The sequence below is a fragment of the Labedella phragmitis genome (assembly GCF_004078635.1).
In the GTDB taxonomy this organism is placed as follows: Bacteria; Actinomycetota; Actinomycetes; order Actinomycetales; family Microbacteriaceae; genus Labedella; species Labedella phragmitis.
The window spans coordinates 1-12,697 of the sequence record NZ_RZNB01000008.1 but is presented as its reverse complement, the minus strand read 5'-3'; the positions used below and the strand labels follow the sequence as shown (position 1 = coordinate 12,697).

Genomic DNA, 12,697 nt, shown 5'->3' with positions numbered 1-12,697 from the left:
GGGAGTCGGTTCTCCCGCGTCAGCCGGGGGCGTCGGCCCCGTCGATCGCTCCGATTTTGTAGAAGTCGCTGATGTGCGCGTGCACGGCCCGCGCGGCCGTCTTCCCGTCCTTCCGGACGATGAGGTCGAGAATCTCGCGATGCTCGCGCCGCACGGTGGTGGCGGTCCGCCGCCAGTCCTCCAGCTCCGCGTACATCTCCACCATCTGGCGGTGGATCGCGGTTCGAAGGGAGCCCATGAAGTGAGCCGTGAGGGCGTTGCCCGTCGACTCCGCGATCCGCATGTGGAAGGCGGCGTCGAGACTGTTGAACTGCGACGCCTCGATGGACGCGTCGTCCATGCGGTCGAGGATCGCCGCGAGTTCCCGGTGGTCATCCTCAGTCGATCGATAGGCGGCCTCCTCGACGGACCATGTCTCGAGAGCGAGCCGGGTCTCGAGGACGTCCGTCCACGAGAACTGCGAGAGGGCGATCTGCAGCTTCAGCAGGTTGACCATGCCGGACCCGGGGGTCTGCACGAGGACGGCTCCGCCCTCGCCGCCCCGCCGGATCTCGACGACGCCGAGGGCCTCGAGGACCCGGAGCGATTCCCGCAGCGACGGCCGCGAGACGCCGAGCGAGACGGCGAGTTCCCGCTCGCTCGGGAGGTGGTCCCCCGCCTTCAGTCGTCCGTCGAGGATGCGCTGCTCGATCTGCGCCATCACCTGTTCGTACGTGCGGAGCCGCTGGACGGGCTCCCACCGATCGTTCGCGGTCACCACGCGTCAACTCCCCGGTTCGCCTGCCCGCCCCGGCGGGGGTGGGTGCGTCCATCGTAGTCTCCATGGTTCGACGGTCAGACCTTCGAGCGCCGTCGTCAGACGGACGCGAGCGAGCCGGCGACGGCGTGCTCGGCGCGGAACTCGGCCTCGAGCTGGCGGCGGATCTGGACGGCGAATTGCGATTCGTCGAGCTGGACGTCGTCCCACGAGACGGTGCGGTCCTTCGGCACGTCGCGGATGAGCTTGGCACCGTGAGCGAGCCCGAGCGGGAGCGCGTTGCGGCTGAGCGAGAGATGAGCGGGAGCGAGCTTCCCGAAGACGGTGTAACCGCCCTCACCGTCGAGCGTGTCGCCGGCGCGCAGATCCCGCTTCGCCGTCGTGACGACGTCACCGCGGAAGCCGGTGGGCGACCCGGTGGCTTCGTTGCGCAGCACCGCGGCCGCGATCGAGACCCCGAGTTCGAGACCGATCATGTGGTACGGGCGGTAGAGCGATCCGTAGCGACCGGTCGCGTCCGTGTGCACGCCGTACTCGGCGAAGCACTGCACCGCGTAGTCGGTGGTCGCCTCGAACGTCACGTACACGCCCCAGCGGAGGTTGTCCGGCACCTCGGTGCCGTCACGGTACATGCTCGACGCGATCTCGACCGTCCCGCGACGCGTGAGGCTGCCGCCGTCGAAGCGGTTCTCGCGGAAGACCGTCGGCAGGTCGTCTTTGCTCGCGGCGGGGAAGAGGAGGCCCTCCTCCTGCGGCTGCAGACCCGTGCCGTTGGCGACGGCGGCCATCTCGATGGCCGACTTCGTGCCATCGAGGAACGAATTGAACATCTTCGGGTTGTAGTCGCCGGAGGCGAGTTGCTCGTCCGTGAAGCCGTAGTAGTTCCACACGGTGTCGGGAGTCGAGTAGTTGTACTCGGGGAGGTACTTGGTGCCCTTGCCCGCTGCGACGACGTCGAAACCGACGGTGCGGCACCAGTCGACGAGTTCGCAGATCAGGGCCGGCTGGTCGCCGTACGCCATCGAGTAGATGACGCCCGCGGCCTGCGCCCGGCGCTGGAGGATCGGACCGACCATGCAGTCCGCCTCGACGTTGACCATGATCACGTGCTTGCCGTTGTCGATGGCAGTCACCGCGTGGTAGGTCCCGACGAGCGGGTTGCCCGTGATCTCGAGGATGACCTCGACCGCCGGGTGGGTCAGCAGCGCGTCCGAGCTGTCGATGACCGCAGTGCCGCCGGAGCGGACCGCCTCGTCGAGAGACGCTGCGGAGTAGCGCTCCTCCGGCCAGCCGGTGCGGGCGAGGGCCGCGCGCGCCTTGGTGACGTCGATGTCGGCGACGCCGACGACGTGGATGTTGGAGCTTCCAACCGCCTGGGTCAGGAACATCGACGAGAACTTGCCGGCTCCGATGACGCCGACGCGGATCGGTCCGGCCTCGGCCGTTCGCTTTTGCATGAGCGAGAAGAGGTTCACGTTTCTACTCCTTCGTAGACAGGCCCACTACGGTGTGAGGTACCGGTCGATCAGTTCGGGTGATGGTCAGACCATCAATAGAAGCGACTGTAAACGTTGGTCTGACCATCTGTCAAACGCCCATCGCGCGCTTGTGAACCGTCGGTTTCATCCGCGGGATGTATGGCGCTGGTGGCTCTTCACCCTCGCGACTGACGTGACGGCGCGCCCCGCGCTCGTAACGTTGAGCGTCCGCTCGGCTCGAGCGGCAGAACGGAGCCCCCCATGCACGACGGATCTCGCCTCCTGATCGACGACGGCGCTGTGGCGCGCAACGTCAGGCGCATCGTCCGCTCGACCGGCACACCGCTCATGGCAGTGCTCAAGGCGGACGCCTTCGGCCACGGCCCACAAGCCGCCGTCGTACTCTCGGCCGGGGCGAGCTGGATCGGCGTCACGTCGATCAAGGAGGCCATGCCCCTCCGCGAACACGGCGTGCGCGCTCCCCTGCTGAGCTGGCTGAACCCGGTCGATGCGGACTGGGCGGCGGCCATCGCCGCAGACATCGACCTCGCCGTTCCGGGCGTGCGCCACCTCTCCGCGATCGCTGGCGCTGCCGTGGCGGCCGGGCGGAGAGCACGGGTGCACCTCCACCTCGACGTGGGCATGGCGCGCGACGGTGCCGCTTCCGCCGAGTGGAAGCAGCTCATGTTCTTCGCACGGGAGTGGGAGGAGCGCGGCGCGATCCGTGTCGTCGGGATCATGGCGCACCTGTCGTCGGCGCAGGATCCGGAAGCCGAGGAGAACGTCGTCGAGCGGCAGCGTTTCCTCAACGGGTGCCGCATGGCAGCGCGAGCCGGATTGCGGCCGAGCGTGCGACACCTCGCCGCGACGGCGGCCGCGCTCTCGCGCCCCGACACGCGCTTCGACCTGACACGCGTGGGGGCCGGCCTCTTCGGGATCGACCCGGCGCACCGGTTCGCGCTGGAGGGTGCGATGACGCTCGACGCCCCCGTGGTGTCGGTGCGCGACGTGCGGGCGGGAACCGGTGTCGGCTACGGGCTCAGCCACCACACCGACCGGGACACCCGGCTTGCCCTCGTGCCGATCGGTTACGGCGACGGCATTCCGCGCGCGGCGTCGCATCACGCGAGCGTGAGCATCCGCGGGGTCCGGCGCCCCGTCGTCGGGCTCATCTCGATGGACCAGCTCGTCGTCGACACGGGTGACGTACCCGTGACGGAGGGCGAGCGAGCCGTCGTCTTCGGGCCGGGGAACGACGGCGAGCCGACCGTCCGCGATTGGGCGGACTGGGCCGGAACGATCGAGCACGAGATCGTCACGGGTCTCGGCCCACGCATCCGTCGCGAGCATCGCGGGGTCTCGACGGACGGCACCTCGATCGGTGACGGGGTCGACGACGGCCGCGTCACCGCGGGAGTCGACGACCGTGGACCAGGAGGTCCCGAGCAGCCGCGACACCCAGCGGCACGCGCGTCGAGCTCGACGCCGGCAGGCGATTCCGCCGCCGAATCGGCACCGGTCCCCGCCTCCGCACACGTCTCGGCGCACGTGGCTGCCAGCGGCCGCGCCGACACGCGCACCGACCTCGCGGGACGATCGCTGTGAGGCGGCCGACGGTCGCGGTCATCGCCGGCGGTCGCAACTCGGAACACGACGTCTCACTCGCGTCGGCGGCAGGTATCCGGCGCGCCCTCTCGGACGACTACGACGTACTCGACGTACGCATCGGTCGGGACGGCTCGTGGAACATCGGCGGTCATCGGGCACTCGGGGCCGCGGAGGCCGTCGCCGAGATCGGCCGGGCCGACGTCGCCTTCCCCGCCCTGCACGGCGTGAACGGCGAGGACGGCACGATCGCCGGTTTCCTCGAGACCATCGGGATCCCGTACGTGGGCTCGGGCGTCGTGGCGAGCGCGCTCGCGATGGACAAGCGTGCGACGAAACTCGTCGCCGAGAGCGTCGGCGTGCGGACCGCCCGCGCCTATTCGATCGACGACGTCCGCCGATCGGCACCTTTCCCCGTCATCGTGAAGCCCGTGACGGGCGGTTCGAGCCATGGCGTCTCGATCGCGAGTTCCATAGCGGACGTGCACAGCGCTATCGCGGCGGCGCAGCCCGGGGACGACGTCCTCATCGAGGAGCTCATCGTGGGCCGTGAGGTGGACGTTGCCGTTCTCGAGGAGGCGGACGGCGCGCTCTCGGTCGCCCCGGCCCTCGAGATCCCGCGCACCCCCGGCTCGGTCTTCGACGTGGCCGGAAAGTACGGCGGCGATCCCGGCTTCCTCGTGCCGGCTCCGCTCTCGCCCGAAGAACTCCGGTGCGTGTCGGAGGCGGCCACGACGATCTTCCGCGCTCTCGGTTGCCGAGGACTCGCCCGCGTGGACTTCTTCCTCGACGACCGCGGCTTCGTCTTCAACGAGGTGAACGCGATGCCGGGCATGACCGAGCACTCGCAGGTTCCCGCGATGGTCGCTGCCGCCGGCATGAGCTACGCCGACTTCGTGCGGTCGCTCGTGGAGGTCGCGCGCCGCCGCTGACCGACGTCGGCGCGCGGCGATCAGCGCTGCCGGTCGACCGCTCCGACGAGAAGGTCTCCCAACTCGGCCGGCTTCGTGAATTGCGGCCAGTGCCCGGTGGGGAGATCGAGGTACTCGACCTCGCGGACGCGCGCGAGTTCCGCGACGTACGGGTGACCGCCCGCGATCCACTCCCGCAGCAATGACGACGGGAACTCGCACGCGATCACAGTGACGGGCACGTCGAAGCGACGCTCGTCGTTGAGCTCTTGCACATCCGACGTGACGCGGAGCGGCTCGGGGACCGCACGCGAGCGGAACTGCACGCGCAGCTCGTCGGTGAGGTCGACGAGGTCGGCGTCTTCGAAGAGCTCCCACGGGGGCAGCGGCACGTCGTCTCCGTCCGACGGGAGTTCGTCGTTGATGACGCCGCCGGCGCCGAGCGGGCCGCTGTCGACGTAGATGGCGCGGGCGACGCGGTCGGGACGCGCGTCGACAGCCGCGTGGATGATCGCACCTCCACCGGAGTGCCCGACGAGCACGACGCGTTCGCCGGACTCCTCGCTGAGTGTGTCGACCGCAGCGACGACGACGTCGACGTGGTCACGGAGACCGATGCCGCCACGATCGGCGTCGACCGACTCGAGCCCGGGAAGCGTGAGCGGGTGAACGTGATGCCCCGCCGCCTCGAGGGCGGGGGTGACGTCGCGCCACGACGACGCGTCGAGCCAGAAACCGGGAACGAGGATGATGTCCATGCCGAGACGCTACGCGCGACCACCGACATCGGGAAGATGTTCCTCCCGGGCACTGCCGAGGAGATCACGCGCTCGTCCGAGCCGCGACGGCGCACGCCGCATCACGGGTTCGAGGCGTCCGGCCGCGGGCGTTCCCCCTGCGGTGACCTCAGGAGTCCGTCCAGAAGCACGGCGCTCATCCGGCCCGTCCGACGGTCCGGGTCGGCGGGCTGGTCATCGGCGAGGCGACTGAGGGCGTGGATGAGGTCCTCTGCGCGGATGTCGTCGCGGAGGGAGCCCTCGGCCGCACCGGCGTCGAGGATGGCCTGGACCCTCGGAGCGAGCATGCTGAGGAACAGGCCGGGAAGAGGTCGGTAGGCGGGGTCCCCGGAGTGCAGGGCACTCGCGAACCCGCGTTTCGTCGCGACGAATCGCCCCAGGGCGTCCGCCCACCGTCGCAACGCTTCCGGTGCAGGGTACTCGGAAGCGAGTCGATCCGCCTCAGCGGCGGTGGCATCGAGCTCACGTCTGAAGACCGCGATGATCAGATCCGATCGTTGCGGATAGTTGCGATAGATCGTTCCGACGCCGACACCCGCACGGGCGGCGATGTCGCGCATCGGAGCATCGACGCCGAGTTCGGCGAAGGCCGCTTTCGCGGCCGCGAGCACAGCCTCGGTGTTGCGGACGGCATCGGCTCGCTTGGGTCGGGGCGGCCCCGCCGTGTCGTTCGTGCTCATCTCTCACCTTCCACGTGACAAACGGAACGCCGTTCCGTATAGTTGCGGACGACCGTTCCGTTTACCCCTGAGCCTACCCGCTCGAGACGCGAAGGGTCGAATGGAGGAGACCATGCACTACCGCTCGCTCGGCCGCACCGGTATCGAGGTGTCGCCTTTCGCGCTCGGCGCGATGATGTTCAGTTCGTTCGGCAACAGCGACCAGGTCGACGTCGATCGAATCGTCGGGCGCGCGCTCGACGCCGGCGTCAATCTCGTGGACACCGCGGATGCCTACGGCGACTCCGAGGAGATGGTCGGCCGCGCCCTCAAGGGGCGACGCGACGAGGTCGTTCTCGCGTCCAAGTTCTCGCGGCCGATCGGCGAGGACGTCAATCACCAGGGCGGGTCGCGCCGGTGGATCATGACCGCGGTCGAGAACTCGTTGCGCCGGCTGCAGACGGACCACCTCGACCTGTACCAGATGCACCGCCCCGACCCCCGGACCGACATCGACGAGACGCTGTCGGCGCTCACCGACCTCGTGCGCTCCGGGAAGGTCCGCGCCATCGGGTCGTCCGACATGCCCGCTTCCGAGATCGTCGAAGCACAGTGGGTCGCCGAACGACGAGGTCTCGAACGCTTCCGGACCGAGCAGCCCCACTACTCCATCCTCGACCGGTCGATCGAGCGCGAGGTGCTCCCCGTCGCACAGCGCTACGGGATGGGCACCGTCATCTGGAGCCCGCTCGCGAGCGGGATGCTCACGGGCCGTGTCCGACGCGGGCAGGAGAGCGACCTGCGGCGCACTCGGATGTTCGCCGCCCTGCGCGACGAGCGGCGCATCGATGCCGTCGAGCAGCTCATCCCGCTCGCCGAGGAGGCCGGGATGTCGCTCACGCACATGGCACTCGCTTTCGTCATCGCTCATCCCGGCGTGACGGCCGCCTTGATCGGCCCGCGAACCAGGGAACAACTGGACGACCTGCTCCTCGCGGCGGAGGTCACTCTCTCCGACGACCTCCTCGACCGGATCGACGCGATCGTCCCGCCGGGAACAGGGGTCGGACGGATGGACCAGGAGTACAACACTCCCGCGATCGTGAACGCGGCACTGCGACGCCGCCCTACGCCGGAGCGATCGGCGGCGTAGCCGCGGTCGTTCGACGCGGAGTTCCTCGAGGGGGATCGGACCTCGGCGCCGGGTCCGCTATCACCCCGCCGATCTCTCTGAGGGTTGCTTCGTGGTGCGGGCCGCCGCGTCCGCCATGACGAAGGAGGACGAGGTGCGACGTCTCTGGCGCAGGCCTTACTGCAGCCCGGCGAGCAAGGACGGGAACTCGTCGGACAGCTCGCGCGCGAGGAACCCGACGGGCGCATCGACGGCGAGGCGATCCCCCGCCGCCGCGTGCAGATAGGTCGCCCACACCGCGGCTCGCGCGGGATCCACGCCCCGAGCCACCATCCCCGCGACAGCGCCCGCGAGAACATCCCCGCTCCCCGACGTGCCGAGGCCGGGATTGCCGGCCTCGATCGTCCAGGCCGTCCCGTCGGGGCCGACGACGGCGTTCTGCGTCGCGACGGTCGCGTCGAGGCGTTCCGCGACGCTGCGCGCTGTCCGCACGACGGCATCGCCGTCGGAGCCGTGCAGCTCCTCGTCGAGGTCGGCGAGGAGCGCGAGCTCTGTCGGATTCGGCGTGACGATGAGACGGCCGGCGAGGGACACGACCCTGCTCGGGTCCTCGTGCACAGCGGCGAGCGCATAGGCGTCGAGCACCACGACGGTGTCGTCGCCCACGAGCGAGACGATCTCGTCGAGCAACTGCGCAGCGGCCTCGAGATCGTCGAGGCCGGGGCCGACGAGAACGACGTCCGCGCTCTCGAGGTCGCTCCCGAGCGCCGATCCGGCGTCTCCGCGGACGCTGCCCTCCGCCGTCTCCGCGAGGGGGACGATGCCGCTCTCGGGAACCGCGATAGCGAGGCCGACGGCGACCGATTCGGCGGCCGCGAGCGTCAGCCGGCCGGCGCCGACGCGCAGCGCCGCGACTCCCGCGAGCGCCACGGCACCCGGGCTGCGGCGCGCGCCGCCGACGATGAGGACGACCCCGCGGTCGTACTTCGACTCACCCGGCTGCGGCTGGCCCCACTCCCGCAGGAGGTCGGGCGTGACACTCTGCGGCGCAGGCTTGTTCGGCGCAGGCTTGTTCGGCGCAGGCTTGTTCGGCGCAGGCTTGTTCGGCTCGGTGCCGTTCGGCTCGGTGCCGTGCGACGCGGTGCCGTGCGGCCGAGCGTCGTTCGCGTCAGTGCTGTTCGACACGCCCGGCCCCCGCGTGCATCGTCGACTCGACCCCGGACCGCTGGAGGTGCGACACGTCCCCGACGAGCGTCGCGTGCCACGGCGCACCGGGCTCGGCGGAACGCTCCAGCACGGTGACCGCGGCGTTGCGGACGGGCGCTGCATGAGCGGCGCCGAGGACGGTGGCCTCGTCCCAGCCCTCCAGCACGTAGCGGATCAGGTAGACGATCGCCTCGTGGGCGAACACCACCCCGTGGTCGGTGGGTGCGGCCACCGCGTCGGCGAGGAACGAGCGGAGCCGCAGTGCCACGTCCACCCACGATTCGCCCCCCGGCGGCCGGTAGTAGAACTTGCCGAGATGCGCCTTCCGCGCCGCCTCATCGGGGTAGCGCGCGAGCACTCCGGCGCTCGTGAGCTTGTCGAGGATGCCGAGCTCCCGGTCGCGGAGGCGCTCGTCGATACGCGGGACGAGGCGGAGACCAGCGGCCGCGATTGCCAGTTCGCCCGTGTGGCGCGCTCGAAGGTACGGGGAGCTCCAGACGGCAGCACTGTCGTCGAGCCCGAGTCCCGTGAGGGCGATGCCGACCGCGCTCCCCTGTTCCGCGCCCGTCGGCGACAGGGGCGTGTCCGCTTCTCGCGTCGGGATGTCGAGGACCTGCGATCCCGTGCTCTCGGCAAGGGACGCCGCCTCGTTCCCGAGACTCTCGCCGTGCCGGACGAGGACCAACCGTTGCAATGCCATGCATCGAGGCTAGTCACGCTCATCCGGCCCCCGCACCGGGTTGTGCAGGGGCCCGATGATCAGCGAGCGTCGCGGTAGCGCCACATGGTGAGCGAACCGAAGACCGCGATGAGGACGGCGGACCAGACGATCGTGAGCGGCAGGCTCGCGCCGGGGTCGATGCCGCCCATCACGGCGCGCACACTCGTCACGAGGTGCGAGACGGGGTTCACCTCGACGAACGACTGCAGCCAGCCGGGCATCGTCGTCGGGTCGACGAAGATGTTGCTGCCGAACGTGAGCGGCGTGATCACGAGCATGCTCACGCCCATGACGCTCCCCGACGTGCGCAGCACGAGGCTCAGGAACGTCCACACCCACCCGAGGCTGAACGAGAACAGCAGGATGAGGAGGGCGCCGACCATGAATCCGCCGAAGCCGCCGCCGGGACGCCAGCCGAGCAGCAGGCCGAGGAGCGCGGTCACCGTGAGCGAGATCGTGAACCGCACGGCGTCGCCGAGCAGCATGCCGACGAGCGCCGACGGCCGCCAGATCGGGAGTGAGCGGAAGCGGTCGAAGACGCCCTTCTCGAGATCGGTCCGGAGCGTCGTTCCCGTGTACATCGTGATCATGATGACGCCCTGACCATGATCCCGGGCAGGAGGAACTGGATGTAGTCGACCGTGCTGCCGGCGAGGGCGCCACCGAACAGGAACGTGAACAGCAGCGTGAACATCACGGGGAAGACCGTGACGTCGAAGAGCTGCTCGGGCACGTGCTTGATCTTGAGCAGAGCCCGCCACCCGAAGGTGAGCGACGTCGACAGCGGTCCCGGAGGGGAGGGGCGCTCGCTGCTTGCGAGGGCCGAGAGGATCTTGGATCCGCGGTCGGCGCTCGTGGTGGAAGCGGCGTTCCCGCCGCGTCCGTCCGCGTCGTCCGTGCGCGTGGAGTCGAGAGTCATGCCGCTGCCTCCTCGGTATCGGTCTTCTCCTCGGCGTGGTGCCCTGTGAGCGACAGGAACACCTCGTCGAGCGTCGGTTGCCCGAGTGAGAACTGGGCCAGGGGGATGTGCGCCTCATCGAGAGCGGACAGAGCGCGCGTGACGCGCCCCTGCTCGTCGATGTTCGCCGAGAGGGCGTTCGGGTCCGCCTCGTCGCGCACCTCCACGCCGAGTTCGCGCTCGAGCACCGCACGGGCCGCCGGTCGGTCGTCGCGGTCCATGACGCGGACGAAGAGCGATCCGGACCCGACCGATGCCTTGAGTTCCGACGACGTCCCCTCGGCGATGACCTTTCCGCTGTCGATGACGCTGATGCGGTCCGCAAGCTGATCGGCCTCGTCGAGGTATTGGGTCGTGAGGAGGACCGTCGTGCCGCTCGCGACCATCGCTCGCACGATGTCCCATACCTCGTTGCGACTGCGCGGGTCGAGGCCCGTGGTCGGTTCGTCGAGGAAGAGCAGTTCGGGGGTCACGACGATGCTCGCCGCGATGTCGATGCGGCGGCGCATTCCGCCCGAGTACTTCTTCACCTGGCGGTCGGCGGCGTCGGTGAGCGCGAACGCGTCGAGGAGGTCGTCGGCCCGCCGTTTGGCGCTCGCACCGGTGTAGCCGAACAGGCGCCCGATGAGCCGGAGGTTCTCCCGGCCGGTGAGATCCTCGTCGACGGAGGCGAACTGGCCGGTGAGGCTCACGCGACGGCGCACCTCGTCGGCCTCCTTGACGACGTCGCGGCCCAGCACCATCGCCGTGCCGCCGTCGGGGCGCGCGAGGGTCGCGAGCATGCGGATCGTCGTCGTCTTCCCGGCGCCGTTGGGGCCGAGGAAGCCGTGCACGCCGCCCCTCCTGATGGCGAGGTCGACGCCGTCGACAGCGCGGTTGGAGCCGAAGACCTTGACGAGGCCGTGCGTCTCGATGGCGAGATCGGTCATGGGAGTCCCCTCGTTCACAGCGGGATCGGGACGATCCGCCGCGTATTCCGATTAGGAACATTCCTAGCAGGAAGATACGATCATGTCCATGCCGGGATTACCCCCTACGGCCTTCGCGCTGCTCGGTCTGCTCGTCTTCGATGCCGACTCGGACGCCGACTCGGGTGCCGACTCCGCCGGGGGCATGACTGGATACGAACTCAAGCAGCGGGCCGACTTCACGCTCCGCTACTACTGGGTGTCGCCCGCGATGAGCCAGATCTACACCGAGCTGCGCCGACTGTCCGCTGAGGGCTACATCTCGGAGCTCCCGGGCGAGGGGCCGACACGGTACCGCGTGACCGCCGAGGGCCGTGACGCCGTCGAGCGCTGGCTCTTCGAGGGCGAGGTCGGCTTCCCGATCCTCAAGCACCCCGTGGCCCTGCGGCTGCTCATGGGGCGACTGTCCACACCGGAGCGGCTCCAGGAGATGCTCGAGCAGCACCTCCGTGATCTCGATGCGCGGCGCGCCGACCTGCAGGGAGTGCGCGACATGCTCGGCGACGATCATCAGAGGCGCTACGCCGCCCTCGTCGCGGAGTGGGGGCTCGCGTATTACGCCAGCGAATCGCGCATCGTCGCGGACCTTCGCGACCGCCTCGAGTCGATGGACTGACGGCGCGGGCGCGGCGCCCGTCGGGAAGCATGCGCGTCAGAGCAGCCCCCCGCCTCGACTCCCCGCCCCGCACGGTCCCTGAGCCTGTCGAAGGGCGGTCCCTGAGCCTGTCGAAGGGCACCATTCACACTCACGACCGTCGTCCACGAAACGGCCACCCACCAGCTTTTCCACCGTGCCACGCCTCCCGGAGTGGATGTCGGTGGTGTGGTGTTCACTGTTCCTATGGGGGAACACGAGACGCAGCTTCGAGTCGCGATCGCACACGCGGTCGACGAGCTCGCCGCGCCCCTCGACGCCCTCGTCCCCGCGCGTCTCTCCGGCGACGATTACCTCACTCTTCTCATGGAGGTCGAGTCCCTCGGTCGCGTCGTCGATGCGCTCCGTCATCGGCTCGCGGGCGATGCGAGGTCTCGCTCCGGCGGCCCCATCGACACGTTCGGCCGGCTGGGTCATGCCACCCCGGAGGACGCGCTCGCTGCTCTCACCGGAGTATCGGTCGTCAGCGCAAAGAACCGCATGCGGGTCGGCGAAGCGTTGACCCCGAGGCTCACCGTGACCGGCTCTGTTCTCGCTCCATCCCACCGACACATCGCCGCAGCAGTGACCGAGGGGCTGCTCGGGGTCGAGGCAGCCGCGCTCCTCATCCGCGAATTGGACGGCGTCGCGAGCCGCGTTCCACCCGAGGTTCTCGACGAAGCCGAACGAGGCCTCGTCCTTCTCGCCGCGGGTGACGACACACACCCACCCCTCTGCGTCGACCTCGTGCGCGGGCAAGCAGCCGTGTTCATCGCGCGGATCGACCCGGACGGCGCTCGACCGAAGGAGCACCGCGCCCGTCAGCAGCGCAAGCTGCGCTTCGGTCGCGAAACGTCAGACGGTCTCATCC

Annotated in this window: 14 protein-coding genes; 5 read left to right on the top strand and 9 right to left on the bottom strand. The window is 69.6% G+C overall.

All coding sequences use genetic code 11. The features are described 5' to 3' along the window. Positions 1 to 19 precede the first annotated feature (19 nt). Both ELQ90_RS15490 and ELQ90_RS15485 read right to left on the bottom strand, forming a co-directional pair. The gene (locus tag ELQ90_RS15490; protein WP_128496209.1) at positions 20 to 757 is read right to left on the bottom strand and encodes a FadR/GntR family transcriptional regulator; all 738 of its coding nucleotides are present in this window, start codon (positions 755 to 757) and stop codon (positions 20 to 22) included. 98 nt (positions 758 to 855) lie between these two features. After that, the gene (locus tag ELQ90_RS15485; protein ID WP_128496208.1) at positions 856 to 2,232 is read right to left on the bottom strand and encodes an NAD(P)H-dependent oxidoreductase; all 1,377 of its coding nucleotides are present in this window, start codon (positions 2,230 to 2,232) and stop codon (positions 856 to 858) included. A gap of 264 nt (positions 2,233 to 2,496) precedes the next feature. On the opposite strand from ELQ90_RS15485, the gene alr reads away from it, so the two are divergent. Next, positions 2,497 to 3,840, top strand: a complete 1,344-nt coding sequence (gene alr, locus ELQ90_RS15480; protein ID WP_128496207.1) for an alanine racemase — start codon at positions 2,497 to 2,499, stop codon at positions 3,838 to 3,840. Then, complete coding sequence (locus ELQ90_RS15475; protein ID WP_128496206.1) at positions 3,837 to 4,772, top strand: D-alanine--D-alanine ligase family protein; 936 nt, start codon at positions 3,837 to 3,839, stop codon at positions 4,770 to 4,772. Before alr ends, ELQ90_RS15475 begins: the two co-directional genes overlap by 4 nt. Positions 4,773 to 4,792: 20 nt before the next feature. Here ELQ90_RS15475 and ELQ90_RS15470 read toward each other — a convergent pair whose 3' ends face one another. Together ELQ90_RS15470 and ELQ90_RS15465 are read right to left on the bottom strand one after the other, a co-directional pair. After that, positions 4,793 to 5,509 carry an alpha/beta fold hydrolase gene (locus ELQ90_RS15470; protein WP_128496205.1) on the bottom strand — a complete coding sequence of 239 codons (717 nt, stop codon included), beginning with the start codon at positions 5,507 to 5,509 and terminating at the stop codon, positions 4,793 to 4,795. A gap of 101 nt (positions 5,510 to 5,610) precedes the next feature. Beyond that, positions 5,611 to 6,228 carry a TetR/AcrR family transcriptional regulator gene (locus tag ELQ90_RS15465; RefSeq protein ID WP_128496204.1) on the bottom strand — a complete coding sequence of 206 codons (618 nt, stop codon included), beginning with the start codon at positions 6,226 to 6,228 and terminating at the stop codon, positions 5,611 to 5,613. Between the two features lie 112 nt (positions 6,229 to 6,340). Here ELQ90_RS15465 and ELQ90_RS15460 point away from each other — a divergent pair, with 112 nt between their 5' ends. Next, on the top strand, positions 6,341 to 7,360 hold the full coding sequence (locus ELQ90_RS15460) for an aldo/keto reductase (RefSeq protein WP_128496291.1): 1,020 nt from the start codon (positions 6,341 to 6,343) through the stop codon (positions 7,358 to 7,360). Between the two features lie 156 nt (positions 7,361 to 7,516). Here the strand turns inward: ELQ90_RS15460 and ELQ90_RS15455 are convergent, their stop codons facing one another. The 5 genes from ELQ90_RS15455 to ELQ90_RS15440 are packed head-to-tail and all read right to left on the bottom strand — an operon-like array spanning position 7,517 to position 11,153. Further along, the gene (locus ELQ90_RS15455; RefSeq protein WP_341810339.1) at positions 7,517 to 8,524 is read right to left on the bottom strand and encodes an NAD(P)H-hydrate dehydratase; all 1,008 of its coding nucleotides are present in this window, start codon (positions 8,522 to 8,524) and stop codon (positions 7,517 to 7,519) included. Next, positions 8,508 to 9,245, bottom strand: coding sequence for a histidine phosphatase family protein (locus tag ELQ90_RS15450; protein ID WP_128496203.1), 738 nt, complete (start codon positions 9,243 to 9,245; stop codon positions 8,508 to 8,510). Before ELQ90_RS15450 ends, ELQ90_RS15455 begins: the two co-directional genes overlap by 17 nt. A 59-nt stretch (positions 9,246 to 9,304) precedes the next feature. Next, on the bottom strand, positions 9,305 to 9,856 hold the full coding sequence (locus ELQ90_RS17065) for an ABC transporter permease (protein WP_243696217.1): 552 nt from the start codon (positions 9,854 to 9,856) through the stop codon (positions 9,305 to 9,307). Continuing rightward, entirely contained in the window at positions 9,853 to 10,185 is a 333-nt protein-coding gene (locus ELQ90_RS17060) for a hypothetical protein (protein ID WP_243696216.1), read from the bottom strand. The genes ELQ90_RS17065 and ELQ90_RS17060 overlap by 4 nt, the downstream gene beginning before the upstream one ends. Then, entirely contained in the window at positions 10,182 to 11,153 is a 972-nt protein-coding gene (locus ELQ90_RS15440) for an ATP-binding cassette domain-containing protein (RefSeq protein WP_128496202.1), read from the bottom strand. The genes ELQ90_RS17060 and ELQ90_RS15440 overlap by 4 nt, the downstream gene beginning before the upstream one ends. Before the next feature lie 88 nt (positions 11,154 to 11,241). On the opposite strand from ELQ90_RS15440, the gene ELQ90_RS15435 reads away from it, so the two are divergent. Next, entirely contained in the window at positions 11,242 to 11,808 is a 567-nt protein-coding gene (locus tag ELQ90_RS15435) for a PadR family transcriptional regulator (protein ID WP_166409119.1), read from the top strand. 225 nt (positions 11,809 to 12,033) lie between these two features. Further along, positions 12,034 to 12,697 (top strand): DUF222 domain-containing protein (locus ELQ90_RS15430; RefSeq protein WP_128496200.1); only part of this gene is annotated, 664 nt, incomplete at its 3' end.